Source organism: Brachybacterium muris, assembly GCF_016907455.1.
GTDB classification, from domain to species: domain Bacteria; phylum Actinomycetota; class Actinomycetes; order Actinomycetales; family Dermabacteraceae; genus Brachybacterium; species Brachybacterium muris.
In genome coordinates, this window is record NZ_JAFBCB010000001.1 from 3,292,354 (window position 1) to 3,318,525 (window position 26,172).

A 26,172-nucleotide genomic window follows, 5' to 3' on the forward strand; every position below is an offset into this window, starting at 1 on the left:
CGGGACCGGAGGCGGCGTCAGCGGCGTGCGGGCCGCAGCAGGCGCATGGCGTTGACGATCACCAGCAGCACGCTGGCCTCGTGCACCAGCATCCCCAGGGACATGGTGACCCCTCCCAGCAGCACACCCAGCAGCAGGATCCCCACGGTGACCAGGGCGATCACAATGTTCTGCCGCATCACCGCGACGGTGCGGCGGGCCAGTCGCAGCGACTGCGCCAGGGCCGACAGCGAGTCCCGCATCAGCGCGATGTCGCTGGTCTCGATGGCCACCGCACTGCCGGCGGCCCCCATCGCGATGCCGATGTCGGCCGAGGCCAGGGCGGGGGCGTCGTTGACGCCGTCGCCCACCATCGCCACGGTGCGGCCGCGCGCCTGCAGCGCCGCGATCTGATCGAGCTTGCCCTCGGGCAGCAGACCGGCGTGCACGGTGTCGATGCCGACCTCGGCGGCCACGGCCTGGGCCACGCGGGGCTGGTCACCGGTGAGCATCACGACCTCGCGCACTCCCGAGCGGCGCAGGGCGGTGATCGCGTCGGCGGCCTCGGCGCGCGGGGGGTCGGCCAGTCCGATCACGCCCAGCACCGAGTCGTCCAGGGTGACGATCATCGGGGTGCGGCCGCGCCGGGCCGTCTCATCGGCCAGGTCGATCGCCTCCCGGGCCTCGGGGCGGTCGGCGATGTCGGACTCGCGCAGCATCGCCTGGTTGCCCACGGTGATGGCACGGCCGCCGTGGCGGGCCAGCACACCGCGCCCCACCACCGCATCGGCCTGCTCGGGGATCTGCCCCAGGTCGAGCCCGTCGGCCCGGGCGGCCTGGACCACGGGGGCGGCCAGGGGGTGGTCGCTGGTGAGCTCGGCGCGGGCGGCCCACAGCAGCACCTCCTCGCGGGTGCGCCCCGGCAGCGGGAGCACGTCGGTGAGCACGGGCCTCCCGGTGGTGAGGGTGCCGGTCTTGTCCAGGGCCACGGTGTCGATCCGGGCGGAGGTCTCCAGGTGCTCGCCGCCCTTGATCAGCATGCCGTCGCGCGCACCGCGGCCGATGCCCGCCACGATCGCGACCGGGATGGAGATCACCAGCGCGCCGGGGCAGGAGATCACCAGCAGCGTGAGCGCCAGTTCGACATCCCCGGTGAGCACCCCGAACACGACGGACAGCACGATGATCGCCGGGGTGTACCAGCGGGCGAAGCGGTCCATGAAGGCCTGCGTGGGGGCCTTGGCGTCCTGCGCCTCCTCCACCCGGCGGATGATGCGGGCCAGCGTGGTGTCCGCGCCGATGCCCTCGGCGAGGACGGTGAGCAGTCCACCGGTGGCGACGGTGCCGGCGTAGACGGGGTCCCCCTCGGACTTCTCGGCAGGAACGGACTCGCCGGTGATGCCGGCCTCGTCGATCGCGCCGCGGCCGGCCAGGACGTGCCCGTCCACGGGCACCCTGGTGCCGGGGCGCACCAGCACCTGCTCCCCCTGCCGCACCTCGGTGGCGGCGATGGTCTGCTCGGTGCCGTCCCGCAGCACCACGGCCTGCTCCGGGGCGGTGCTCACCAGGTCGGTGAGGGCCCGACGGGTGCGCTGCAGGGTGCCCTTCTCCAGGGCGTGGCCGATGGCGAACAGGGTGGTGACAGCCGCCGCCTCCCAGTACTCGCCGATCACGATCGCGCCGATGGTGGCGATGGAGACCAGCAGATCGATGCCGATCACCCGGTGGCGCAGCGCCCTCACGGCGGCGATCAGGATCGGGGTGCCGCTCACCAGGGCCGCACCGACCATCAGCAGGTCAGCCGGCCCCGGCAGCACCGATCCAGTGGCCGGGGAGCCGGTCAGGGCGTCGAGCAGCCAGGACAGGCCGATCAGGACGGCGGCGATGCCAGGGCGCACCCAGGCGCGGGCCGGGAGCAGACCCGGCCCGGCCCCGCCTCCCCGCTCGGGGGCGGCGGGGGTGCCCGTGGTCTCCTCCTCTCGCAGGGTGGGGGTGGGGCTCGTCATGACGGTTCCTCTCGTTCCCGGGGGAGTCGGCTGGTTGTGATCAGAAGGCGGAGGGGCGGGCGGTGTAGCCGGCGCGCTCGACGGCATGCACCAGCTCGTCGACGCCGGTCACGGACGGGTCGTGGTTCACCTCGATGCGGGAGGAGGCGAAGTGGACGGTGGCGTCGGTGACGCCCGGCAGGGACCGCAGGGCCTTCTCGATCTTGGAGACGCAGGAGGGGCAGGAGAAGCCCTCGGCGCGCAGCACGGTACGAGTGGCAGCGGGGGCAGCAGTGGTGGTGTCGTCGGTGGTCATGGGGTTCCTTCCGGTCGGGTGAGCGGCCGTTCCGCTCATGACAGGAAACTTAGATCCGTCAGAACCGCAGTGCCTTGACGTCGGTCTAGCGCCGCTGCCGGGCCGCATGCCACAGTGATGCCATGGCCACCGATCCCCCGAGCAGCAGAACACCGGCGAGCCTGCCCGAGCCCGCCGGCGCACCCCGGGACACCTGCGTTGCGCGGGTGCCGATCTTCTCCCTGCTGAGCCCCGAGGACCAGCAGGCGGTGGCCTCCTTCGCTCACCCCGTGGACCTCGAGCGCGGGCAGCAGCTGTACCGGGCCGACGACCCGCTGCGCCGCCTGTTCGTGGTGCACCATGGGAAGCTGAAGCTGGTGCGCACCTCCGTCACCGGTCGCGAGCACCTGCTGCGCGTGGTGGGGCCCGGGGACGTGGTGGGCGAGCACACCTTCCTCACCGGGACCCGGCCGGACTTCGCGGTGCAGGTGCTCGAGCCTGCGCAGATGTGCGTGTTCGACCACCGGGACCTGGCCACGCTCGTGCGGCGGTTCCCCGCGATCTCCGTGGCCATGCTGCGGTCGCTGAGCGATCGTCTGGTCGCGAGCGAGAACCGCCTCGCGCTGGCGGGGGCGGAGGTGCCGGTGCGGGTGGCGGAGTACCTGCTCGCCCTGCCCTCGCAGGCGACGACGGCCGAGGGGCATCCGCTGGTGCGCTGGCCGCTGCCCAAGCGGGACGTGGCCGCCCTGCTGGGCACCACCCCGGAGTCGCTCTCCCGCGCCCTGGCCCGTCTGCGGGACGAGGGCCTGGTGATCCCGGCGGGGGAAGCGGTGGCGCTGCCGGACCTCGACGCACTGGAGGAGCGGGCGCGATACTGAGGGCGCCATCCGCACTCCCCGAAGGTAGCCACCCATGAGCACCGCCCCTGAGCAGCCTGCAGCACCGCCCCCCGCCGGCCCGGCACCGAACCGGAAGCGGAACCTGATCCTCGGGATCGTCGGCGGCCTGGCCTGCCTGGGGCTCCTCGCGGCCGTGGTGATCGGGCTGATCGGCTTCGCCCTGTTCCGCGCCCAGCCCTCCGATCCCGTCTCCAACGGGAATCCTGGCACGCCGAACCCGGACGCCCCGGCAGCAGAGGCACCACTCACTACCCCTCCCGGCACGGCGGACGACCAGCCCTACCTCGAGCTGAGCAGCGCGGCCGACGGCCCCGTGGTGGACGTGTACCTGGACTTCCTGTGCCCGCACTGCGCCACCTTCGCCGAGAGCAACGGCTCGGACCTGCAGGAGCTCGCCGAGGCCGGCACCATCACCCTGCGGGTTCACCCTCGGCCGATGCTGGATGCGAACTCCTCCCCCGCCGGATACTCGGGCCGCGCCGCGAACGCTGCGGTGTGCGCCTACGCGGAGGACCCGGCCCTGTGGTTCCCCGTGGAGGAGGCCCTGTTCGATGAGCAGCCCGGCGCCGAGGGCCTGACCGACCAGGAGCTGACCGAGGTCGTCACCGACGCGGGTGCGAGCGACGCCGTGGGCGAGTGCATCACCGCCGGCACCTACCTGCCGTGGATCCAGGACGTGGTGGAGCCGCAGGCCCGCGAGAGCACCCAGGGCACCCCGACCGTGCTGATCGACGGCGTGCAGTACACCGGGACCCTCGACACCCCCGGCGCGCTGCGCGAGGCGATCGAGGCCGCCTGATTACTGACTGCTCCTGCTGAGCGCTGCCTACTCCTGGTCGGGGGCGGGCAGGCGCAGGTCCTCGCCGCGGGCGATCGCGGCGTGCTCACGCAGCACCTCGATGCGCACCACGTCGATGTCCACGGGGCCCTCGATGCCGGCCACGGTGCCGTCGAACCGCAGCTGCCACACCGACCAGTCCTCCAGCGAGGGCCGCCCCAGGTCCGAGTACAGCCAGTCCGGGCGGGAGTCCGCCACGGGCAGCCCGTAGTGTGCGCGCCACTCGCTGGAGGAGTAGATGACCATGCGACGACCCCAGGCCTTCTCCACCTCGTACGTGAAGGCGTCGATCTGGGCCTGGGCGTCGGCCGCTTCGGGGCGCGCATCGCAGGCCCCGTCGAACTCGAGGTCCAGCGCCGGCGGCAGGGCGGCGTCGTCCGGCGGTGCGGCGGCCAGGAACGAGGCGGCCTGCTCGGCGCCCGGGGAGCACAGGGTGAAGTAGTGGTAGGCGCCGGGGGTGATCCCGGCGGCGCGGGCCCCGTCCCAGTTCTGGCGGAAGTGGGTGTCCACGAAGCCGGTGCCCTCGGTGGCCTTGATGTAGGCGAACACGTAGCCGTCGCCGGCCACCTGCTCCCAGTCGATGTCCCTCTGGTAGCTGGAGACGTCGATCCCCATGGCCTCCTCCGCGGTGAGCTGCGCACCCTCGGGCAGCTGAGTGAGGGCGGGGGCATCGGCGGGGGTGGCGCCCACGGTCATGGCGGCATCGTCGGCCCGGCGCGGTGTGTCCCCGCCACCTGCCAGGTTCGCCACCAGGGCGGTGCAGCCGCCGATCACCAGCAGCAGTACGAGCGCGAGGGCGGCCACGGCGATGCGCTGGCGGCGTCGGACCTGCTCACGGGTGAAACGGGGCACGAGCGGACACTACCTGCCGCGGGCGTGCACGGTCGCGAAGGCGCGCAGCAGATGGGGCGGCAGATCCGCGGTGCGGCGTCCCAGCAGCGCGAAGATGTCCTCCATCTCGCCGGGGTCGAAGTAGCCGTGGTCGCGGTAGGCACGGGCGCGCTCCATCACCGCGGGCACGTCCATCTCGGGGTGGAACTGGGTGGCGTACTGCTTGGTGCCCACGCGGAACATCTGCACCGGGCACTGCTCGCCGGTGGCCAGCACGGTGGCGTGCGCGGGCAGCGCGGTGACGGCCTCCTTGTGGCCCACCAGGCCCGTGAACACCTCCGGCAGGCCGGCCTCCACGACCACCGGGTCCTCCCTGCCGGCCTCGGTGAGGGTGATGGGCACGGCCCCGAGGGGTTCGCCGTGGGTGCGGTCGATGGTGGCTCCGGCGTGGGTTCCCAGCACCCCGATGCCGTAGCAGGCGCCCAGGAAGGGGATGTCCTGCTCCATCACCTGGTCCAGCACCTCGGTGAGGGCCTTCTCGGCGTGGATCTGCTGGGCGCTCTTGGACTCCACCGGGTCCGAGACGGTGAAGGGGCTGCCACCGAGGTAGATCCCGGAGATCTCCTCGGCGCGGATGCGGGGGGCGTCCTCCCGCTCCAGGCGGATCCACTGCAGGTCGGCGTGGTCGAGCTCGCTGAAGCGCTGGAAGGAGGCGGCCTCGGCGCGGGCCACGTCGTCCTCGGGTCGGGTGGTGAGCAGCAGGAACGGTTTCACGCGAGAATGCTACGGCCACGCGACCAAGGAGAATGCCCGTGCCCCCCACCGCCAGCATCCCAGGCACCGCGACCGATCCCGCCGAGCCCGCGACCGCCGAGCCCACCGGCCGGATACGCAGGTCGGGAGTGCAGGCCGGGAGCCCAGGTCTTGGGGGGCGGGTTCAGCTGTTCGCGCCGAGGCGGGTGCGCAGGGCGTCGGTGAGCCCCTCGACCTCGACCCTCACCTCGGGGCGGCGGAAGGACTCGGGGGTGAGGCTGAAGCGCTGCGTGGTCTTGGCCTTCCCGTTCTCCTCGATCACCTCGAGGCCGTCCTCGCGGTAGCCGCAGGCGCGGGAGACGCCGCAGGAGGGGCCGTTGCCCACCACGGCACTGGTCTCGGCGCGCTCGGCTCCGAGGTGGTCGAAGGCCAGCACCAGCACGGCCTGGCGCATGAGCTTCCCGTAGCCCTGGCCCTGCTGGTCCAGGGTGAGCCACGATCCGGATCCCACCACGCGGCGCACCGCGAAGTGGGAGGCACTCAGGTCCTGCATGCCGATCAGCTGATCGCCCAGGAAGATCCCGAAGGAGATCACCCAGCCCTCTGCGCGGAGCTCGGCGCGCAGATGCCACTGGAACTGCACGGAGTTCGCCACCCGCTGCTCGGGGTCCACGTCGTACCAGGGGAACACCTGGTCCGAGGTCATGTCCGCGAACACGGGCCGGCGCAGCAGGGCGGTGTACGCAGGCAGGTCCGCATCGCGCAGGGGGCGCAGGGTGAGGGGGCCGGCGGTGATCCGCAGACCGAAGGGCGGGTAGGCATCGATCAGTGCGGCGTCCGAGATCAGTGCGGCGTCCGAGATCAGTGCGTCGTCCGAGATCAGTGCGTCGTCGGTCGACATGGTCGGCTCGTCGGCCGACGGAGGCGGGGAGGTGGTCACCGAGCCAGCGTACCGATGGCCCGGTCCGTGCCTCCTGCTCCGGGACGCACTAGCGCCCCCTGTATCCCGGAGGACACAGGGGGCGCGCGTCAGGGCCGCATGCCGGTCAGGACTGCGAGTCACCCTCGACGGTGCGGTCGGTGTCGGAACCGGCGGTAATGCTGTTGCCGCTACCGGAGCCGACGGCGGTGGAGCGCTCGGAGTGGGCCACGTTGATCTTGCGCGGCTTGGCCTCCTCGGCCATCGGGATGGTCAGGCGCAGGACGCCGTCGGAGTACTCGGCCTGGATCCGGTCCAAGGACACCCGGCTGCCCAGGGTGAGCTGGCGGGCGAAGGTGCCGGTGGGACGCTCACGGGTGAGCCATGCACGGTCGGCGTCGCTCGCGGAGGCCGGCTTGCGCTCGGCACGGACGGTGAGGGTGCGGTCCTCGACGTCCACGTCGACGCTGGCCGGGTCCACGCCGGGCAGGTCGATCTCGGCCACGAAGCGGTCGCCGTCGCGGTACAGATCCATCGGCATGCCCACCGAGGCGGGCGTGCGGGTGAGGTCGGAGAAGAAGCGGTCCACTTCCTGGAACGGGGGGAAGCTGCGAGCCATGGTGTACCTCCTGCAGTACGGATGTGCGGATCGAGCGGTGGGGCCGGTGGCTGGTAGCCCGCCGGCACCCCTGTCACCCAGCATGGCACAGACGGCCCTTCCTGTCTGCTCCCGGGGCGGAGAAATCTGGGCGGCGGTGACGGGGCTTCGACCGATCCTGCCACCGGCGCTGTCGAGCTCGCCGTGAAGCAGGTCAGCTCTGACCCCATCGACCCGTCGCTGCAGGCGGTAGAGCTCATGGCCTGGGGCGACTCGGGCTATGGGACGTGGGCGGAGCCGATCCTGGCGCGACTGGAACCGGCCTCACCAGATCAGCCGACGGACGGGGACCTGGCCTGCACCGGCCTCATCGAGACCGGGCAGTTCCTCACCCCGTCGGCCGCGTTCACCATGCCGGAGCGGGTGCGCGCCCCGCAGTGACCGGCCCGGGTCGGATCCCACGCTGACCGGCTGGGCCGCATCCGGCGGTGGCAGGCTGGACCGCATCCCGCGGCGAGCGCTTGGCCGCCGGGTCAGCCCTGTGCGCCGAGCCGCGCGCGCAGGGCATCGGTGAGGCCCTCGACCCCGACCTCGACCCGAGGCCGACGGAATTGCTCGGGGGTGAGGCTGAAGCGCTGCACGGTCTTGGCGCGGCCGTTCTCCTCGATCACCTCGAGGCCGTCCTCGCGGTATCCGCAGGCGCGGGAGACACCGCAGGACGGTCCGTTGCTCACGACGGCGCTGGTCTCGGCGCGGCGGGCGCTCAGGTGGTCGAAGGCCAGCACCAGCACGGCCTGGCGCATGAGCTTCCCGTGGCCCTTGCCCTGCTGGTCCAGGGTGAGCCAGGAGCCGGAGCTCACCACGCCGCGCACGGCGAAGTGGGAGGCGATCAGGTCCTGCATACCGATCAGCTGCTCGCCCAGGAAGATCCCGAAGGAGATCGCCCAGCCCTCGGGGCGCACCTTCGAGCGCAGGTGCCACTGGAACTGCACGGCACTCGACACTCGCTGCTCGGGATCCATGTCGTACCAGGGGAACACCTGGTCCGAGCTCATGTCGGCGAAGACGGGCCGGCGCAGCAGCGCGGTGTAGGCGGGCAGGTCCGCATCCCGTAGGGGGCGCAGGGTGAGGTCCCCGGCGCTGATGCGCAGCCCGAAGGGCGGGTAGGCGTCCACCAGGGCGGTGTCGACCACAGCGGTGTCGCTCGGAGCGGTGTCGCTCGGAGCGGTGTCGACCACAGCGGTGTCGATCTCACGGGTGCCGGAGGCTGGCGGAGGGGTGGTGGGGCTCACCGGGCAAGGGTATCGGCCGTCCCCGCGCATGGACGCGCCCCCTGCATCGGGAGGACGCAGGGGGCGCGAGTGAGGGGGCGATCAGGGATGTCCCGATCGGGTCCGGGGCCGATCAGGCCTGGACGTCGCCCTCGATGGTGCGGTTCTCGTCGGTCGAGGTCCCGGATCCGGAGCCGACGGCGGTGGAGCGCTCGGAGTGGGCCACGTTGATCTTGCGCGGCTTGGCCTCCTCGGCCATCGGGATGGTCAGGCGCAGGACGCCGTCGGAGTACTCGGCCTGGATCCGGTCCAAGGACACCCGGCTGCCCAGGGTGAGCTGGCGGGCGAAGGTGCCGGTGGGACGCTCACGGGTGAGCCATGCACGGTCGGCGTCGCTCGCGGAGGCCGGCTTGCGCTCGGCACGGACGGTGAGGGTGCGGTCCTCGACGTCCACGTCGACGCTGGCCGGGTCCACGCCGGGCAGGTCGATCTCGGCCACGAAGCGGTCGCCGTCGCGGTACAGATCCATCGGCATGCCCACCGAGGCGGGCGTGCGGGTGAGGTCGGAGAAGAAGCGGTCCACTTCCTGGAACGGGGTGAAGCTGCGAGCCATGGTGTACCTCCTGCAGTACGGATGTGCGGATCGAGCGGTGGGGGCCGGTGGCTCCCTGCTGACATGCAGGACAACGCGGCGCCTGCCGCCCCTATTCCAGAGTTGAGCCTACCGGACTCATGTCTGCTGTGCCACAGAGGCGCAGGACGGGGTGCAGCCTGCCTCGTCCGGCCGGGACAGGGGGAGGGACCCATCGGCGAGCAGCACTCCCCCGCCCGCTCCTCCCCAGGTCCCAGGGACGCAAGCCCCAGGGAAGCTAGTCCCCCGGGCAAGCAAGTCCCAGGGAAGCAGGGCCCGGTCCGCCCCTCCCCCAGCATGGCGCAGACGGCCTGCACTGTCTGCCCCTTCGCGGTGAACACTGATCGACGATCCGGAGCGTCGACCCTGCCCGGCCGCCCCGCGCACCTACCGTGGGGCCATGACGATCGACGTGCTGCTCTCGGGTTTCGCTCCCTTCGGCGGGGCCCCGCTCAACGAGTCCTGGCAGGCCGTCCAGCTCGCGGCCCGGGAACTGCGTGGGCAGGGCGTGGCAACCCAGATCCTGGAGCTGCCCGTCGAGTTCGGCACCGCGGGCCAGCAGCTGGCTGCGGCCGTACGCGAGCACCGCCCGCGCCTGGTCGTGGCCACGGGTCTCGCCGCCGGCCGTACGGGGGTCACTCCGGAGCGGGTGGCAATCAATGTGCGCGATGCCCGAATCCCTGACAACGCAGGCGAGAGCCCGGTCGACCAGCCCGTGGTCGATGCCGGGCCCGTCGGCTACTTCTCGACGCTGCCGGTGAAGGCGATGGTCGCCGCCCTCGGCGAGGAGCCACCGGTCCCGGGGTCGGTGTCGCAGACAGCCGGCACCTATGTGTGCAACGACGTGTTCTACCTGCTGCAGCACCTGCTGGCGACCGAACAGGGCCTGGCGGGGATCCGTGGCGGCTTCGTGCACGTCCCCGCCGCGGAGGAGCTGCCGGTGGAGGAATCGGCCCGGGCACTGGCGCGGATGGTGCTCACGGCCCTGTCCACACAGCAGGACGCCCCGGTGGCCGGCGGCGCGGAGCACTGAGCCGGGCCCTCGCAAAGAGCTGGGCCGCCCCCAAACCTGATTTATCCACAGAGTTGTCCACAGTTGGGGATGAATGACAGCCTTGTAGTTCCGCAGGTCGCTCGCCCGGGGACTCTCTTGGGGTGCTGATCTCAGCCGGACTCCGGGGGGCGAGGCCATGGCGAGGAGCCCGAGTTGCTCCCTTGCGACCACCGGCTGTCCACATCGACACCACAGTTGTCCACAGCAAGATCGTGAAATCCCCCGCGCATCCCGAGTTATCCACAATCTTGTCCACGGCTGGGGATAGTCACACCGTTGTCATTCCCCGCCCCGAAGCCGCTGGCGCCGCTGCCGCTGGCTCCTCGCGCCCCTGGCCCCCCTGACTGTCCCTCATTCCGCCACCCCATCTGGTCCCCCTGGCTGGCCTCATCCCGTTCCCCATCTCGTGACCCCCTAGCTACCGATAGGTATGGAGCGTGAGGTGTCGGAATGGGCGTCCCATTCCGACACCTCACGCTCCATACCTGCGAGTAACCGGGGACTTGCGAGTAACCGGGAACCTGCGAGTACCTGGGAACTTGCGAGTAACCGGGAGCCTGCGAGTGACTGGGAACTTGCGAGTAACCGGGAACCTGCGAGTACCTGGGAGCTCTGGGGCGGCTCAGAAGAACAGCGACGGCAGCGTCATGTACTTGATCATCACCGCGCCGATGCAGATCAGCACCGCGCCTGCGATCAGGAGCGAGTGGATCAGTGCGGAGCGCCTGGCCGCAGCCTGCCGGTCATCCCCGGCCTTAACCTTCGGACGCATCGCGAACATGGCTGCGGCCAGCGCCGTTCCCACCACCAGGCCGCCCAGGTGCCCCTGCCAGGAGATGTTGGGGACGGTGAAGGTGATCACCAGGTTCAGGCCGATCAGCACCAGGATCTGGGCGCTCTGGCCGCCCATCCGCCGGTTCACGATGAACATGGCGCCGAACAGGCCGAACACGCCGCCGCTCGCGCCGAGGGTGGCGGTGGTCCACTCCAGGGACAGGGGGTTCGCCAGCAGGTACACGGCGGTGTGGCCACCCAGCACGGAGGCCAGGTACAGCCCGGCGTAGCGGGCATGACCCATGGTCTGCTCGACGTACTGGCCCACGATCCACAGCGCCCACATGTTCAGTGCCAGGTGCAGCAGCCCACCGTGCAGGAACCCGGCGGTGAGGAACGTCCACGGCATCGCGATCGCGCGGAACGGGGCGAACAGACCCAGCTGCTCGACGATCCCCGGCACCAGCATCTGCCCCAGGAACGCCGCCACACACAGGGCCATCAGCGTGTACGTCACGTAGGGGGTGCGCCCACCCATGGAGGCACCCATCGCGTTGCGGGGCCGGGTGCTGGCCTGCTGGCGGGCGATGTCCTTCTCGCAGTCCACGCACAGCACGCCCACCTGGGTGGGCCGCTGGCACTGGGGGCAGGCGGGTCGGTCGCACCGCTTGCAGCGCACGTAGCTGATGGTGTCCGGATGGCGGGGGCAGACGGGCTGGCCCTGCGGCTCCGGGGCGTCCTGGGCGCTGTAGCCGTAGGTGGGGCGATTCATGGGGTCATTCCTACACGACGGCCCTGAGGCCAGGGCCCCGCCCGCGCGAGCTCACGCCCCGCACCGGGCCTGGCCGACGCCCGCACCGGACCTGGCTCACGCTCATCCCGGCGCACACGCCACCGTGTGCAGGCACTCGCGGCGCCGTGCACCGGCGCTCAGACCACCGTGTAGGGGAAGGCCCGGAACAGCTTCTCGAAGCGGCGCCGCTGGGCATCGCTCACGTCCGCGAGCTCCTGCAGCGCCAGCTTCCGCTTCCCTGCGCCACCACTGCGACCCCAGGTGCCCACCACCTCGCCACGACGGATCGCGGCCCGCTTGAACACCCCGTTGTTGCCCGGCACCAGGGCCTGGTGGCGCTCGGGGTCCATCAGGAACAGACGGTCGCGGTAGCCCAGCACCAGTTCGTCGAACCCGGGCAGCAGCAGCTCGGCCATGGTCTCCTTCTGGCGCTCGGCGTACTCATCGGCGAGACCCGGCCGGAACCACAGCTGCTCCCCGTCGCCGCCCCTCGCCGCAGCGGCATCGGCATGGAGTGCACCGGCGGCATCGGCCCAACCGCTCTCGAGCTGATCCTCCACCTGCGGCAGCGCCTCACGGATGCGCCCCATCGGCAGCTTCGACCACCAGGCCAGGTCGCGCACGCTCGCGGGACCGTGGGTGGTGAAGTAGCGCAGGGCGAGCTCGGCGATCGCCGCGGTGCGGTCACCGCCGAAGGTGCCCTCGAGGTCGGAGCCGTGGGGCAGCCACTGCTCGGCCAGCACCACCGCCGTCTCGCCCTCGTCGCGCCAGGGCCCGTACGCCGCGACACCGGTGGAGATCAGGTGGGTGAGCACGTGGTAGCCGCGTCCGCCGTCGGTGGCGAGGCCCGCGTCCTGCCAGGCGGCCATCAGCTCGGAGCGCAGCACGCCCTCCCCATAGCCGGCCTCGGAGTGCTCGCCCGCAAGGTCCTCGAGCACCCGACGGGCGGTGGTGAAGTGCTCCTCCTCCAGGCCCAGGCCAGCGCGGCGCCCGATGGCCGAGCGCACCGGGCCGTCGGCGCACAGCTCGGTGAGCCAGGCAAGGGTGTCGGCCGCCACCACGAACACGGTGCCGCGCATCGGGTAGCCGCGCACGATCAGCCCGCTGTCCAGGGCGGCGAACACCCGGGTGAGGTCGCCACCGGTGCGCAGGGCCAGAGAGGCGAGGACACCAGGGAGGTCCTGCCCCTGGTGGGCGCCGAAGGCCCGCGCCGCCTCCAGCGGCGTCGCGAACTGCACGGGACCGACGAGGCCCTGGGCGAGGATGCGGGCTCCGGCGAGGTGGCGCTGGGTCATGGGAGGAGCGTAACGACAGCGCCCCACCGCGGAGGACTGCTCCGGGGTGGGGCGCTGTGCCGCGTCAGCGACGCGGTGTCGTCATTGGCCGTCGGCCCTGGTCAGGGCGCGCTGGGCCGGGTGGGCGCTGGTCAGCGCTCGATGCTGACCGACTGGATGACGACGTCCTCGAGGGGACGGTCGCGCATGTCGGTCTTGGTGGCGCCGATCTCGTCGACGACCTTCTTGGAGTCCTCATCGGCCACGACACCGAACACGGTGTGCTTGCCCTGCAGGTGCGGGGTGGGGCCCACGGTGATGAAGAACTGGGAGCCGTTGGTGCCGGAGGGGCGGCCGGTGATGGCGTTCATGCGCTTGCCGGCGTTGGCCATCGCGAGCACGTAGGGCTCGTTGAAGTTCTTCTCGGAGATCTCGTCGTCGAAGTTGTAGCCGGGACCGCCGGTGCCGGTGCCCAGGGGGTCACCGCCCTGGATCATGAAGCCGGAGATCACGCGGTGGAAGATCACGCCGTCGTAGAAGGGGCGGGTGACCTTCTGGCCGCTCTCGGGGTCGGAGAACTCGCGGGTGCCCTCGGCGAGGCCCACGAAGTTCTCGACGGTCTTGGGGGCGTGGTCGGGGAACAGCTCCAGGCGGATGTCCCCATGGTTGGTGTGCAGAGTTGCGAACATGCGGTCATCCTCGCACACGGCCCCGACACGCAGCCGAGGGCCCCGGCGCGCCTCGCCCAGGGCTGAATCCATGGTGCCCACCGTGCCCGTGGACCCGCCAGGCCCTCTGCTCCGACCGACCCTCGCCCTAGTCTGGATCCATGAGTCTTCCCACGGGATCCACGGGCTACTACGACGGCCAGGACTTCTACTGCGACGTCGCGATCCCCAGGCGGCAGCCCATCGAGGTGGTCCACGAGGACGAGGAGGTGCTGGCCTTCCGCCACACCCGCCCCTTCTGGCCGGTGCACATCGTCGTGGTCCCCAAGCGCCACGTGGAGTCCCTGCTCACCCTGGAGGACCAGGCGCTCGCCGCGAGACTGCTCGCGGTGGTCCAGCAGGTGGCGGCCGACGTGGTGGCACGTGAGGGCAAGGCGGGGGTCCTGACGAACCTGGGCGAGTACCAGGACTCCAAGCACCTCCATATCCATGTGCACGCGGGCTCGCCCCTGGACCGCAGCTCCTGACCTGCGGCGCGCGCCTCCCGTCCGGTCCAACGCAGCTCATCGCGGGCGGGCGGCCCCTTCCGACCGACCAGCAGCGGGCATCCTCTCCCCGCGCCTTCTTCCCGTGACGAACCGCTCGGCTGGGAACGATGTCGGTGGGGCGCGCTAGAGTTGTGCCACACGGATAGCCGGCTCCTCACGGGAGGCGGTGCTCCAGGGACCGCCGTCGGCCCGATCCGGCGGATACGACCGAAAGGGGAACCCCTCATGGCGTTGACCACCAAGCGGGAGACCAAGAAGGCCAAGAAGCAGGCCAAGAAGACCGCGGCTGCTGCCGGCTCCACCCAGCAGCAGGCCGAGAAGGCCCTGATCGAGCTGCAGAAGCTCGCCGCGACCATCGGACCGGTCGTGTCCGAGGGCGCTCGCGAGGCCCGCAGCCGCGGCAAGGGCCTGGTCGACCAGTACCTCCCCACCGTGGAGGACAAGCTGCGTCACCAGGGCGACAAGATCGCCGGCCTGACCGCCACCGTCGGCCCCCGCGCCGACAAGTTCATGCACGACGTGCAGGACGACTACTACCCCCGCGCCCGTCGCACTGCCAGCACCACGAACAACGTGCTGCGCGCCGCGATCGACGCTGCCCGTGCGGAGCTGGACAAGGGCCAGGCGGACATCCGCGCCGCTGTGCTCACCCCCACCCCGCAGAAGAAGAAGGGCAGCGCGGGCAAGGTCCTGCTGGTCCTGGGCCTGGCCGCGGCCGGTGCCGCCGCCGGGTACGTGGCCTGGCAGAAGACCCGTCCGGTGGAGGACCCCTGGGCCCCGCCGGCCGACTTCGCCCGCGCGCACTACCCCGCCTCGGCCTCCACCGAGACCGACTCCTCGACCGTGTCCGACACCGTCGGCTCGGCCGATGCCGGTGACGTGGCCCAGTCCCTGAAGGGTGAGGACCGCTCCTCCGACGTCGAGCCGAAGACCATCAAGGTCGAGTCGGACCTCGATGAGAGCAAGACCAACGGTGAGGTCGACGGCGAGAAGCGCGGCAACCACCGCGGCGACGCCTGATCCCACCGGCTGGGAACACAGCTAGACACGACCGGCGCGGCGGCCCCCTCCTCGGAGGGTGGTCGCCGCGCCGTTCTCATGCCCGAGGCCGGGTCCCATGCCCGATCTGGCCCGCATCGCCTCACAAGCCACACAAGCCTCTGTCCGAACCGGCCCTCACCGTCACACAAGCCTCTCTCCGAACCGGCCCTCACTGTCGAGACGCGTGCTTTGAGGGGTATTCGTCGAGATATGCCCCAGAATCCACGTCTCGCTAGGACGGGGGCCGGGCTTCCTAGACTGGCGTGCATGCCCGACGCCCCCGCCCCACCTCCGGAACAGCCCTCCATGCCGACGGGTCCGCCCATGACCCCCCATCCCGCGGGTGCCGGCCGCTACGCCCCCGCCTCCTCCGGTGACCTGCACCTGGGGAACCTGCGCACCGCGATCCTGGCCTGGGCCCTGGCCCGCCGCACGCACCGTCGCTTCCACCTGCGCGTGGAGGACCTGGACCGGGTGAAGGAGGGTTCCGAGGCACGCCAGCTGGAGGACCTCGCGGCCCTCGGCATCGACTGGGACGGCGAGGTGGTGCGGCAGTCCGAGCGCGGTGAGGCGCACGAAGCGGCGATCGAGCAGCTCGAGGCCGCCGGTGGCGTGTACGAGTGCTACTGCACGCGTCGCGAGATCCTCGATGCCCCCAGTGCCCCGCACTCCCCTCCCGGGGCTTACCCCGGCACCTGCCGCGACCTCACGGACGACGAGCGGGAGGCGGGCCGGGAGAAGATGCGCGAGCTGCGACGCGAACCGGCGCTCCGCCTGCGTGCCGAAGTGGATGAGTGGGCCGTCACCGACCTGTGGGCCGGACAGGTCACTGCGGCGGTGGACGATCTGGTGTTGCGCCGCGGCGACGGGGTGGTGGCGTACAACCTCGCCGTGGTGGTGGATGATGCCGCAGCCGGGGTGGACCAGGTGACCCGCGCCGATGACCTGCTCACCTCCGCCCCCCGCCAGGCCTACCTCGCGCACCTGCTGGGGCTGCCCGAGCCCACCTACGCGCACGTGCCTCTCGCGGTGAACAGGGACGGGGCCCGCCTGGCCAAGCGGGACGGCGCGGTGACACTGCGCGACCGCCTGGCGCGGGGCGAGAGCGCGGCCGACGTGGTGGAGCGGATCGGTGACTCACTGGGCCTTCCCGGCTGCCGCACCGCCGCGGACGTGCTGGAGCGATGGGCCCCGCAGAGCCTGCCCCGTGAGCCGTGGGTGGTGGACCTGAAGGACTGACGAAACCCCAGTTCCCCGCGACCCCACTCCCCCGCGACCCCCCAGCTCCCGGCCACGCCACCATGCGTCTCGCCCCACGGGGCCATGCCTCGCGCACCACGGGACCTTCGTCTACCGCGCCACACCTACCACGGAGTAATACCGCAACTCGGTACACGAATGTATCGTTTCGGCTCATGATGCGAATCCTGCGCTTCTTCCTGGCCGTGCTGACAATGGCGGCACGTGGCCTGACCACGGCGCTCCGTTCGGCGGCCCGTGCTCTCGGCGACGGCATCAGCACCGTTGTCCATGCCGTCGGCCGAGGCGTCTCCGCCATTGCCCACGCCGTCGGCCGAGGCACCTCCGCCACAGCGCGCGGCGCAGCAGCCCTGCTGCCCCGGGAGTGGAAGAAGCCGATCGCAGCTGTGTTCGTGCTGGGTCTGGCGCTGGTGCCGGTGATCTACTCCGGCAACATGACATGGTCCTTCCGGGACCCCGCCCACAGTCTCGACCAGATCACCGCAGCCGTGGTGAACCAGGACCAGCAGGCGTCGTTCACCCCTGCCGGAGGTGAGCCCACCACCATCGACGTGGGGGCCGAGTTCACCGAGTCCCTGCTCGAGATCGACGAGGAGACCGTCTTCCACTTCGTGGAGGTCTCTCCGGCCCAGGCCCGTCGCGGCCTGGAGGACGGCACCTACGGCGCCACGGTGGAGATCCCCTCCGACTTCTCCTCGAACATCGCCGCCCTGGGCAGTGACCCGGAGCAAGCCGCCCAGGCTGCTCCGGCCATGCTCACCGTCACCACCAACGACGCCGTGAACTACGTCGGCGGCAACTTCACCAAGTCCGTCGGTCAGGCCCTGACCGACTCCTTGCGCTCCACCGTGCTGGAGCAGTACCTGGACGGCATCTACGTGGGCTTCACCTCCATCCACAGCGGGATCGCCGACGCCGCTGACGGCGCCACCGACCTGGCTGACGGTGCCGCGCAGCTCTCCGACGGCACCGGCGATCTGGTCAACGGCGCGGGAGAGCTGGTGGACGGCACCGGGCAGCTCTCCTCCGGCGCGGACGACCTCGCCGCCGGGACCTCAACCCTTCACGAGGGCGCCCTCGACCTAGTGGTAGGGCTGGATCAGCTCAGCGACGGTGCGGTCACCCTCCGTGACGGCACCGCCTCACTCAGCGCGGGCGCGGACCAGCTCAGCGGTGGCCTGGCGACCCTGGACCGCGCGGGCCAGCCGCTGCGCTCCGGGGCCCAGCAGCTCGCCGATGGCACGGACCAGCTCGCCGAGGGTGCCTCTTCCCTCGCCGACGGCGCTGATCAGGTCGCGGACGGCACCCGGCAGCTGGATGACACCGTCCGCGCGGCACAGGACAGGGCCGAGGAGCTCGGAGTCACCACCGAGAGCGTGCAGGCCACCAGCGACGACCTGATCGCCGCGATCGACGCCCTCCAGGGCGCAGCGGAGGCCCGATCCAATGGCCTGGACCAGCCTGTGGGGGCCGACGCCGGCGCCCTCTCCTCCGCGGCGACCGCTCTGGACGCGGATGCCACCGCGGTGGACGCGGACGCGCAGGCCCTCGCCTCGGAGACAGCGGACAGGTCCACTGACGCGACCACCCTCAAGGAGGGTGCCGCGAGCATCGGGGAGGACGCCTCTGCCCTCGATACCGCCGTCCAGGATGCCAAGACCGCCACCGCGACCGCCGCCGACAGTGCTGCGGCGTCGTCATCGGGCACCCGCTCGTACACCGAATCGGTGGACGACCTGGCCACCACGTACTGCAGCAACCCGGAAGCACCCGCCGAGCCCTCCGCCGATCCGGCCACCGACCCGGCGGGCACCCCCGCAGCGGAGCCGTCCGCTGCCTCGAACGTCCCGGCACTGTGCGCGGAGCTGGAGCGCATCACGGGCACCTCGCAGCAGGTGCGGGACGATGCCGCGAGCGCTTCTGCCGATGCGACCGCCGCCGATGACGCCGCGTCCACCGCCTCCCAGAAGTCCACCTCGATCGCCGAGACCGCCTCGGGCATGACGGAAGCAGCGGACCGCACCTCCACCTACCTGGACGGCCTGGTGGGCACCACGTCCGCCATCGCCGACGCCACCGCCGGTATCGCCGGCTCCACCGGGACCCTCGCCGCCGACGCCTCCTCCCTTGACTCCTCCCTGGCTTCCGCGCTCGAGCCCCCCTCGCCCGGCGACGGGCAGAGCAGCCCCACAGCGCGCGACCTGGCCGCGGAACTCACAGGGCAGGCCCGCGCGGCGGCCGAGGCGATGCCGGGCACCTTGGCCACCCTCCAGCGCGGTGCGCAGGATGTGCACCGCCTCGACGCCGGTGCCCAGCAGGTCGCCAGCGGTGCGGATCGTCTGGCCACCGCCTCCGGCACCGCTCGCGACGGCGCCAACGAGCTGGCCGGCGGCGTCGGCCGGTACACCGACGGGGTGAGCACCGCCCGCTCCGGCGCCGACGATCTGGCCTCGGGTGCGCGCGAACTCTATTCGGGTGCGGACCGCCTGGCCGACGGGGTCCGCACCGCTCAGGACGGCGCCCAGCAGCTGGCCGACGGCTCCGGTCGACTCGCTTCCGGCGCCGCCGAGCTCGCCGACGGCGCCGGCGCCGTGGACGACGGGGCTCGGGAGCTGTCCCAGGGAGCAGAGACCCTCAACGAAGGCGCCGGGGAGCTGGCCGACGGTTCCGCTGACCTGCGAGACGGCCTCGAGGACGCCAAGGACGAAGTGCCTTCGTACACCGACGAGCAGAGCTCCGCGATCGCCGCCACCGCTTCTGACCCGGTGCAGATGGACTTCGTCCGCGACCATGAGCTGACCCGCTTCGGTGAGGGCCTCGCCCCGCTGTTCCTCGCGATCAGCCTGTGGGTCGGTGCCATGGCGATCTTCCTGATGATGCCGCCGTTCTCCATGGAGGCAGCCGCCGCTGGAGCTGGCCCGGTGCGGCTGCTGGCAGGCGGTCTGCTCCCGGCCCTCGCCCTGGGCCTGGTGCAGTCCGCGATCGCGGTGGCGGTGCTGCACGGACCGGTGGACATCACCGTCACGGACCTGCCGCTGATGCTGGGCATGGCGGCACTGACCAGTGCGGTGTTCGTGGCGCTGAACCACGGCTTCGGGGCCCTGTTCGGGCCGGTCGGGAAGTTCGTGGCGCTGGTGCTCGTGGCCCTCCAGATCTCCGCAGCCGGCGGCACCTACCCCACCCCGACGTTGCCGGGCTTCTTCCGCGCCATCCACCCGTACCTGCCGATGACCCATGCCGTGGACGCCTTCCGCGGGGCGATCAGCGGGAGCTGGATCGACCCCGCGGGGGATCTGACCTGGCTGGGCGGATGGCTGGCGATCGGGGTGTCGCTGGGCCTGGCGGGCGCCGTGGTGCAGCGCCGCCGGACCATGGTGGTGGAGGACCGCGTCCCGGTCACGGACGCCCCAGCGACCTGACCTCCCAGCCGGCCTCGCGCCACTGCCGCGGCTCCAGCACGTTGCGGCCATCGATGATCCGCGCATCGGCCACCAGCTCCCGCACCCGGGCGGGGTCCAGTTCCTTGTACTGGCCCCATTCGGTCAGCAGCAGCACCAGCTCGGCTCCGCGCAGCGCCTCATCGAGATCGGCCTCGGTGGGCATGCCGGGCACGCGCTTCTCGACACCGCCCAGGGCTTCGGGGTCGGTGACGGTCACGGCCGCCCCCGCGGTGCGCAGACGGCAGGCCACGTCCAGGGCCGGGGAGTCGCGCACGTCGTCGCTGTCGGGCTTGAAGGCGGCACCCAGCACGGTGACGCGCCGGCCCTCGAGGCCGCCCAGCATCTCGGCGGCAAGGTCCACCACCCGGGCCCGTCGGCGCTCGTTGATCGCATCGACCTCGCGCAGGAAGGCGAGGGACTCGCCGATGCCGAGGTCCTCGGCACTGGCCATGAAGGCGCGGATGTCCTTGGGCAGGCAGCCACCGCCGAAGCCCACACCGGCCCGCAGGAACTTCGCTCCGATGCGGTCGTCCATGCCGATGGCGCGGGCCACGTCGGTGACGTCGGCCCCGGTGGCCTCGCACATCTCGCTGATGGCGTTGATGAAGGAGATCTTGGTGGCCAGGAACGCGTTGGCGGAGACCTTGACCAGCTCGGCGGCCTCGTAGCCCATCACCAGGCGGGTGGTGCCGCGCTCGAGGATCTGCGCGTACACGGCATCCAGCATCCCCACGACCTGCTCGGTCTCCTCGACGTCCTCGGGGTCGCGCACCCCGTACACCAGGCGGTCCGGGGCCAGGGTGTCCTTGACAGCGAAGCCCTCGCGCAGGAACTCGGGGTTCCACACCAGGCGCACCCCGTCGATCTGCTCGAGCTGATCGGCGAGCATGCGGGCGGTGCCGGCCGGGACGGTGGACTTGCCGACCACCAGGGTGGGGGCGCCGTCGCGGGCGGGCAGCACCTCGCACAGGGCGTCGACGGCGGCCTGCAGGTAGGTGAGATCGGCGCCGTTGCCGTCGGCCCGCTGCGGGGTCCCCAGGCCCAGGAAGTGCACGTCGACCTGGGCGAGCTCGGCGTAGTCGGTGGTGAAGCGCAGCAGGTCCCTGTCGCGGCCGCGGCGCAGGATCTCCTCGAAGCCGGGCTCGTGGAAGGGGGCACGGCCGTCGTTCAGGGCCCCGACGCGGTCGACGTCGACGTCCAGGCCGATCACCTCGTGGCCCAGCTCCGCCATGCTGGCGGCGTGCACGGCGCCGAGGTAGCCCACACCGATCACGGAGACGGTGGTGCGCACGGGCGTGGTGCCGTGGGCGCTCCGGGCGGTCTCCGCACCGAGGGTGCGGCCGAGATTCTGACTGGTCAGGATGGTCATGACGCACTGCTCCTTCGGAGGGGGGTGGAGGATGCGGTCCGCAGGGTGCGGGCCAGGTCGGTGGCGGCGGCGCGCCAGCGGGGTCTGAGGGCGTACAGGCAGGTGAGGCGGGCCAGGGTGGCCGTCTCGTAGGCGGCGAGGGCGGCGGGGTCGATGCCCAGTGCGTCGGCACCGAGGCAGACCCGGTCGATCTCGGCGCGCACCTGGGCGGCCTGCTCACCGGTCCACTGCCCCTGCCGCTCGCGCCAGGTGGCGTGGGCGCGCAGGTTCCCGGCGTCCAGGGCGGGGTCGCCCAGGCAGGCGGTGTCCACGTCGAGCAGGCCGGGGCCTCTCTCCGGGCCGTGGTCCTGGTCCTGATCCTGGTCCTGGTCGGGGTCCCAGAGGATCTGCTTGTCGTGCAGGTCGCGGTGGATCAGGGCGGGCCTGTCCAGGGCGGGCAGGTGGGTGAGCAGCTCGCGGGCCAGGGCGACGGCCCGGTCGCGGTGCTCGGCGCCCTCGGGGTCGACGTGGCAGGCGCGCTCGTGCCACTTCTCGAGCACCGCGATCTCCTCGGCGGGTCCGTGGAGCGGGCCCTCGGGCGGGGCGGTGCGGGAGGTGCGCACGGCCTGGGCCCAGGCGTCCATGGTGGTGCGCCAGGCGCGCTGCCAGGTGCCGTCGGCGGTGGGCAGTCCCTCGTGCAGGGGGGTGCCGGACAGGGCGGCGAAGGTGAGGCTCTCGTCCTCGGCCGCCACCACCTGCGGGGTGCGGAAGGGGCCGTCGAAGGCGGCTGCCCGTTCGATGGCGCCGAGCGCCCGGCGGGTGCGGCCCTTGTTGAGTATTCGTAGTCGTGGGAGCCACCGAATCTTGCTCTTGGGGACCGCCGATCGTGCCGACGGGGGCCAGTAGCCGCCGCGGTGGGGACCACTGGCTCCCGCCGGCATCGGGTCACTGGGGCAGTGCGGTGTGTTCTCGCATGTTCCTGTCGCCGGTGTCGATCCAGATTGTGTTGTGCACGATGCGGTCCATGATCGCATCGGCGTGGACTGCTCCACCGAGCCGGGCGTGCCAGTCCTTCTTCGGGTACTGGGTGCAGAACACGGTCGAGCCGGTGTCATAGCGGCGCTCGAGCAGTTCCAGCAGCATCGAACGCATTCCCTCGTCAGGATGGTCCAGCAGCCACTCGTCGATCACCAGCAGCGAGAACGTGGAGTACTTCCGCAGGAACTTCGTCTGGCCCTGCGGCTTGTCCTTTGCCAGGGCCCAGGCCTCTTCGAGGTCGGGCATTCGGATGTAGTGGGCTCGGAGCCGGTGCTGGCAGGCCTGCTTCGCCAGCGCGCAGCCGAGGTAGGACTTCCCTGAGCCGGTGAAGCCCTGGAAGACCACGTTCTGTTGCCGCTGGATGAAGGAGCAGGTTGCCAGTTGCGCGATCACGTTCCGGTTCAGTCCCCGTTCCTCGACCAGATCCAGCCGCCGCAGGTCCGCTCCGGGATAACGCAGCCCCGCCCGGCGGATCAGACCCTCGACCTTTCCATGATTGAAGATGGAATGCGCCTCGTCCACGATCAGCTGGAGCCGTTCCTGGAACGACATCCCCAGCACGTGAGCCTCATCCTGGGCATCGATCGCGTCCAGCAGCGCGGTCGCGCCCATCTCGCGCAGCTTCCGCTTCGTGTCGTTATCGATCACGCTCACCGGACACCTCCGGCGTAGTAGTCGGCGCCACGGACGTATCCGCCGTCTTCCGCGGGTTCCTCGCGGGGTGGACGCAGGGCGGCGACCTTGTCCTGCCCGGTGGCCAAGATCGGGTGCAGATGCGCATAGCGCGGTGAACGGACCCGTCCCGTCAGCGCGAGTGCGCAGGCCGCCTCGACCCGATCTACGGAGAAGCGGCGAGAGAGCCGTAGCACCGCCAACGCGGGATCCAGGCCCTGTTCCACGATCGGCACGGACTCGAAGATCCGCTGGATCACGATCACCGTGGCCGGCCCGACCCGATCTGCCCACGCCCGCACCCTCTGCGCGTCCCAGGCCTGGAAACGCTCGCCCGCAGGTAGGTCCGCGTCGTTGGTGCGGTACTCATTGCTCGCGGTCTCCGGGAGCAGCAGGTGACTGGTCAGTCGCTGGCTGCCCTGATAGATCTCCAGCGTCCGGGCCGTGATGCGCAGATCGACCTTCGCGCCGATGTGCGCGAACGGCGCGGAGTAGAAGTTCCGCGCGAACGTGACGTGCCCGTTCCTGCCCACTCGTCGTCCGTAGTGCCATGTCGAGATCTCGTAGGGCACCGCCGGCAGCGGCGTCAGCAGCGGCCGCTCCTCCGCGTCGAACACGCTGGCGCGGGATCCGGGCCGCTTCTGGAACGGCTCCGCGTTATAGGCCTCCATCCGCTGCCCGATGGCGGCTGCAAGTTCGGGCAGGGACGTGAATCGCTGATCCCGCAGCCCGGCGATGACCCAGGTCGCGACGTGCGCGACGGTGTTCTCCACGCTCGCCTTGTCTTTCGGTTTCCGCACCCTCCCCGGGAGCACCGCCGCCGAGTAATGCGCTGCCATCTCGCGATACGCATCGTTCAGGACGATCTCGCCCTCGCGGGGGTGCTTCACCACACCGGTCTTGAGGTTGTCCGGAACGATCCTCGGGACCGTCCCGCCCAGCGCCTCGAACATCGCTACGTGCGCTCGCAGCCAGGACTCCTGGCGCATATCCAGCGCCGGGAAGCAGAACGCGTAACGAGAAAAAGGCAGGCAGGCAACGAACAAGAACACCTTCGAGACCTCGCCGGTGACCGGATCGGCCAGCTCCATCGTGGGGCCGGACCAGTCGACCTCCACGCTCTGGCCGGCCTTGTGACCGACTCTCGAAGCGGCACCGGTGACCATGACGTGGTGCTGGTAGGTGCGGCAAAACCGGTCATACCCCATCGCCGGATCCCCAGCCGCCGTGGTCGCGTCGAAGTACTCGCCGTGCAACAGCTTCAGCGTCACGCCGACCCTGGCCATCTCTCGATGGACCTGTTCCCAGTCCGGCTGTGCGAACACGCTCTCGTGCTCGCCCCGGCCCGGGAACAACCGGGCATACACCTGCTCATCGGCGACGTCCGCGATATCGCCCCACCCGATCCCTGCAGCGTCAGCGGCCTCGAACACCGCCCTCACGGACTTGCGGGACATGCCCTGCGAGGACGAAATCGCTCGCCCCGACAGACCTTCTGCGCGCAGCTGGAGCACCAGCTTCGCCCTGATCTTCCGTACCATTCCAGATTGCTCCTTCCGCCGCGTGCCCTATACACACGGCGGAAGGAGCGTAGACAGAGCGGCCCCAACGACACCACTGGTGGTCCCGAACGACGCCACCGCTACGGCAGCGACGTGGCACCCGAACCCTCGATCAGCGGACCCCAGCGAGGCGAATATTCACTTGTTGGCGACCTTCACGTACAGCACCTGTCCGTCGCGGTCGCGGGTGCGCAGTACGGCGCGCTTGCCGGGCCGGTGGGAGACCACGGTGGCGCCGGGGTGGGCGGCCAGCGCCCGGGTGAGGGAGGGCAGGGCCTCGTCGGTCGCGGCATCGAGGACGCGTCGTGCCTGGTCCAGGCGTTGCTGGACCTGCAAGGGCCAGTCGGGGTGGTGGCGTCGCATCGGGTCCAGTGCCGCGGCCAGCAGTGCCCGGGCGGTCCAGGCGGCCAGCTGCGCGGGCTCGGGCAGGTCCAGGTGCTCCGCATAGGCGCGGAGGAACGGCCCGGTCAGGTGGTCGGTGCTGGCGCTCAGGCAGGAGGCGATCCAGGAGCCCAGGTCGGCGCCGCGTGGTCCCGGCCCGGAGCGGTCCAGGTCCACCACGCGGATCTCGGTGCCGGCGCCCAGCAGCACCTGGTCGGGGCTGAGGTCCCCGTGAATCAGGCAGCGGTCGCCGTCGCGGTCCGTCGGCAGCAGCTGGTCCAGGCGCGTCGCCAGCTCTCGCACCTGCTCGGCCCGCTGCGGCAGCAGGTCGTCGAGCACCTCGGTGGTGCAGGGCACACGGCCCCCGATCCGGGCGGCAGGCAGCTCCGGAGCCGACGGTTCCAGGCCGCTCAGGTCCGCGCCGTGGAGGCGGGCGATCGCAGCTCCCAGCCCTGCCGCGGCGGCAGTGGCCCGCGGATCCTCGGCCAGCGTGGCCAGGTCGCCGCGGCCCCAGAACTCCCCCACCAGCACGGTCGGTCGGCCCTTCCAGAGCCTCTGCGGGGTGGTGGGGATACCGAGGCGCTGCCACTGCTCGCTGATGAGCAGCAGATCATCCAGGGGGCGGGCGGCCACCCGCAGCACCTCGCCGGTGCCGGGAAGGTCCAGCACCAGGTGGCGGCTGGGGTTGTAGCTGAGCACGCGGGGGGTGGGCTCACCCGTCAGGCGGCGCAGCACACCGTGGACCTGCTTGCCCAGGCGGGGGTCGCTGTCGACACCACCGCTGAGCAGGAAGGGAGTGTCACCGCGGTGCTCGGTGACGACGGCCCCGGTCCTCTCGGCTCGTCGCAGCACGCCGTCACGCTTGTCCGGGGAGGCCACCAGCAGCGCCCAGCCGACGTCGGCCAGGGCCCGGCCGCACCCGGTGCTCGGCCCTGCCGCTCCGGCCGAGGCGAGCGCGCGGTAGGAGACCAGCACCGAGGCGCCGGGCTTGATGCGCACCCGGTCCAGGGCCACCTCCTGGCCCAGCAGGGCGGAGAGCCGGGCGGAGTCCAGCACCTGCTCGGCCCCGGGCAGGGCGGCGTGGGAGGTCATCAGAGCGGTCACGTCCTGGGTGGTGCTCACTGGTGCACCATCCTTAGTGCGGCCTTGTTCGGTAAGGTCGTGACCACTCGGTCCCGGTGGGTGCACGGCCATTTGTGCGTGCCGTTCGACGGCCACGATGAGTTCTGCCGGCCCCGCCGGGCCGAGGCCATCTGAACGGCGTCAGGAACATGCCCCTTTGAGGGCCGAGCAGTGAGCTTCCGGCAGATGACCTCCACC

24 protein-coding genes are annotated in these 26,172 nt (G+C 71.3%); 8 read left to right on the forward strand and 16 right to left on the reverse strand.

The window, feature by feature from the left end:
* Positions 1-17 precede the first annotated feature (17 nt).
* Both JOD52_RS15295 and JOD52_RS15300 read right to left on the reverse strand, forming a co-directional pair.
* Complete coding sequence (locus JOD52_RS15295) at positions 18-1,985, reverse strand: heavy metal translocating P-type ATPase (protein WP_204410943.1); 1,968 nt, start codon at positions 1,983-1,985, stop codon at positions 18-20.
* Between the two features lie 40 nt (positions 1,986-2,025).
* On the reverse strand, positions 2,026-2,280 hold the full coding sequence (locus JOD52_RS15300; RefSeq protein ID WP_017823001.1) for a heavy-metal-associated domain-containing protein: 255 nt from the start codon (positions 2,278-2,280) through the stop codon (positions 2,026-2,028).
* 122 nt (positions 2,281-2,402) lie between these two features.
* Between JOD52_RS15300 and JOD52_RS15305 the strand changes: the two genes are divergently transcribed.
* Together JOD52_RS15305 and JOD52_RS15310 are read left to right on the forward strand one after the other, a co-directional pair.
* Positions 2,403-3,137 carry a Crp/Fnr family transcriptional regulator gene (locus JOD52_RS15305; protein WP_204410945.1) on the forward strand — a complete coding sequence of 245 codons (735 nt, stop codon included), beginning with the start codon at positions 2,403-2,405 and terminating at the stop codon, positions 3,135-3,137.
* A 34-nt stretch (positions 3,138-3,171) separates the two neighbouring features.
* Entirely contained in the window at positions 3,172-3,957 is a 786-nt protein-coding gene (locus JOD52_RS15310) for a DsbA family protein (RefSeq protein WP_204410947.1), read from the forward strand.
* 27 nt (positions 3,958-3,984) lie between these two features.
* Here JOD52_RS15310 and JOD52_RS15315 read toward each other — a convergent pair whose 3' ends face one another.
* The 4 genes from JOD52_RS15315 to JOD52_RS15330 all read right to left on the reverse strand — a co-directional run bounded on the left by JOD52_RS15315 (position 3,985) and on the right by JOD52_RS15330 (position 7,118).
* On the reverse strand, positions 3,985-4,848 hold the full coding sequence (locus JOD52_RS15315; RefSeq protein ID WP_017822998.1) for a GH25 family lysozyme: 864 nt from the start codon (positions 4,846-4,848) through the stop codon (positions 3,985-3,987).
* A 9-nt stretch (positions 4,849-4,857) separates the two neighbouring features.
* Positions 4,858-5,601, reverse strand: a complete 744-nt coding sequence (locus JOD52_RS15320) for a glutamine amidotransferase (RefSeq protein ID WP_204410949.1) — start codon at positions 5,599-5,601, stop codon at positions 4,858-4,860.
* Positions 5,602-5,764: 163 nt separating this feature from the next.
* On the reverse strand, positions 5,765-6,520 hold the full coding sequence (locus tag JOD52_RS15325; RefSeq protein WP_259849624.1) for a GNAT family N-acetyltransferase: 756 nt from the start codon (positions 6,518-6,520) through the stop codon (positions 5,765-5,767).
* 106 nt (positions 6,521-6,626) lie between these two features.
* Complete coding sequence (locus JOD52_RS15330) at positions 6,627-7,118, reverse strand: Hsp20/alpha crystallin family protein (RefSeq protein ID WP_204410951.1); 492 nt, start codon at positions 7,116-7,118, stop codon at positions 6,627-6,629.
* 183 nt (positions 7,119-7,301) lie between these two features.
* On the opposite strand from JOD52_RS15330, the gene JOD52_RS15335 reads away from it, so the two are divergent.
* On the forward strand, positions 7,302-7,538 hold the full coding sequence (locus JOD52_RS15335) for a hypothetical protein (RefSeq protein WP_204410953.1): 237 nt from the start codon (positions 7,302-7,304) through the stop codon (positions 7,536-7,538).
* 92 nt (positions 7,539-7,630) lie between these two features.
* Here JOD52_RS15335 and JOD52_RS15340 read toward each other — a convergent pair whose 3' ends face one another.
* A complete protein-coding gene (locus tag JOD52_RS15340) occupies positions 7,631-8,389 on the reverse strand; it encodes a GNAT family N-acetyltransferase (RefSeq protein ID WP_338124117.1) in 759 nt (252 codons plus the stop codon).
* A 112-nt stretch (positions 8,390-8,501) separates the two neighbouring features.
* Positions 8,502-8,981, reverse strand: a complete 480-nt coding sequence (locus tag JOD52_RS15345; protein ID WP_204410956.1) for an Hsp20/alpha crystallin family protein — start codon at positions 8,979-8,981, stop codon at positions 8,502-8,504.
* Positions 8,982-9,399: 418 nt separating this feature from the next.
* Here JOD52_RS15345 and JOD52_RS15350 point away from each other — a divergent pair, with 418 nt between their 5' ends.
* The gene (locus JOD52_RS15350) at positions 9,400-10,032 is read left to right on the forward strand and encodes a pyroglutamyl-peptidase I (protein WP_204410958.1); all 633 of its coding nucleotides are present in this window, start codon (positions 9,400-9,402) and stop codon (positions 10,030-10,032) included.
* A gap of 643 nt (positions 10,033-10,675) precedes the next feature.
* Here JOD52_RS15350 and JOD52_RS15355 read toward each other — a convergent pair.
* From JOD52_RS15355 to JOD52_RS15365, 3 genes are all read right to left on the reverse strand, one after another.
* The gene (locus tag JOD52_RS15355; RefSeq protein ID WP_204410960.1) at positions 10,676-11,599 is read right to left on the reverse strand and encodes a rhomboid family intramembrane serine protease; all 924 of its coding nucleotides are present in this window, start codon (positions 11,597-11,599) and stop codon (positions 10,676-10,678) included.
* Positions 11,600-11,757: 158 nt separating this feature from the next.
* The gene (locus tag JOD52_RS15360) at positions 11,758-12,915 is read right to left on the reverse strand and encodes a winged helix DNA-binding domain-containing protein (RefSeq protein ID WP_204410962.1); all 1,158 of its coding nucleotides are present in this window, start codon (positions 12,913-12,915) and stop codon (positions 11,758-11,760) included.
* 131 nt (positions 12,916-13,046) lie between these two features.
* On the reverse strand, positions 13,047-13,583 hold the full coding sequence (locus JOD52_RS15365) for a peptidylprolyl isomerase (protein ID WP_204410964.1): 537 nt from the start codon (positions 13,581-13,583) through the stop codon (positions 13,047-13,049).
* A gap of 140 nt (positions 13,584-13,723) precedes the next feature.
* Between JOD52_RS15365 and JOD52_RS15370 the strand changes: the two genes are divergently transcribed.
* The 4 genes from JOD52_RS15370 (at position 13,724) to JOD52_RS17635 (ending at position 19,830) form a co-directional block, all read left to right on the forward strand.
* Positions 13,724-14,089, forward strand: a complete 366-nt coding sequence (locus JOD52_RS15370) for an HIT domain-containing protein (protein WP_204410967.1) — start codon at positions 13,724-13,726, stop codon at positions 14,087-14,089.
* A 246-nt stretch (positions 14,090-14,335) separates the two neighbouring features.
* Positions 14,336-15,130 (forward strand): hypothetical protein, encoded by a 795-nt coding sequence (locus tag JOD52_RS15375; protein ID WP_204410969.1) that lies wholly within the window; start codon positions 14,336-14,338, stop codon positions 15,128-15,130.
* Positions 15,131-15,475: 345 nt separating this feature from the next.
* A complete protein-coding gene (gluQRS, locus tag JOD52_RS15380) occupies positions 15,476-16,390 on the forward strand; it encodes a tRNA glutamyl-Q(34) synthetase GluQRS (RefSeq protein WP_204410971.1) in 915 nt (304 codons plus the stop codon).
* A 176-nt stretch (positions 16,391-16,566) separates the two neighbouring features.
* Positions 16,567-19,830, forward strand: a complete 3,264-nt coding sequence (locus JOD52_RS17635; protein WP_204410973.1) for a YhgE/Pip domain-containing protein — start codon at positions 16,567-16,569, stop codon at positions 19,828-19,830.
* Here the strand turns inward: JOD52_RS17635 and JOD52_RS15390 are convergent.
* The 5 genes from JOD52_RS15390 to JOD52_RS15410 all read right to left on the reverse strand — a co-directional run bounded on the left by JOD52_RS15390 (position 19,808) and on the right by JOD52_RS15410 (position 25,974).
* Positions 19,808-21,220: a UDP-glucose dehydrogenase family protein gene (locus JOD52_RS15390; RefSeq protein WP_239551927.1), complete on the reverse strand. Its 1,413-nt coding sequence runs from the start codon at positions 21,218-21,220 to the stop codon at positions 19,808-19,810. The two genes, JOD52_RS17635 and JOD52_RS15390, sit on opposite strands and share 23 nt — an antisense overlap.
* Positions 21,217-22,140: a phosphotransferase family protein gene (locus JOD52_RS15395; RefSeq protein WP_204410975.1), complete on the reverse strand. Its 924-nt coding sequence runs from the start codon at positions 22,138-22,140 to the stop codon at positions 21,217-21,219. Before JOD52_RS15395 ends, JOD52_RS15390 begins: the two co-directional genes overlap by 4 nt.
* 4 nt (positions 22,141-22,144) lie before the next feature.
* A complete protein-coding gene (locus JOD52_RS15400; RefSeq protein WP_338124028.1) occupies positions 22,145-22,891 on the reverse strand; it encodes an ATP-binding protein in 747 nt (248 codons plus the stop codon).
* A complete protein-coding gene (istA, locus tag JOD52_RS15405) occupies positions 22,888-24,450 on the reverse strand; it encodes an IS21 family transposase (protein ID WP_204408388.1) in 1,563 nt (520 codons plus the stop codon). Before istA ends, JOD52_RS15400 begins: the two co-directional genes overlap by 4 nt.
* Positions 24,451-24,609: 159 nt before the next feature.
* Positions 24,610-25,974, reverse strand: coding sequence for a phosphotransferase (locus JOD52_RS15410; protein WP_204410976.1), 1,365 nt, complete (start codon positions 25,972-25,974; stop codon positions 24,610-24,612).
* Positions 25,975-26,172 lie beyond the last annotated feature (198 nt).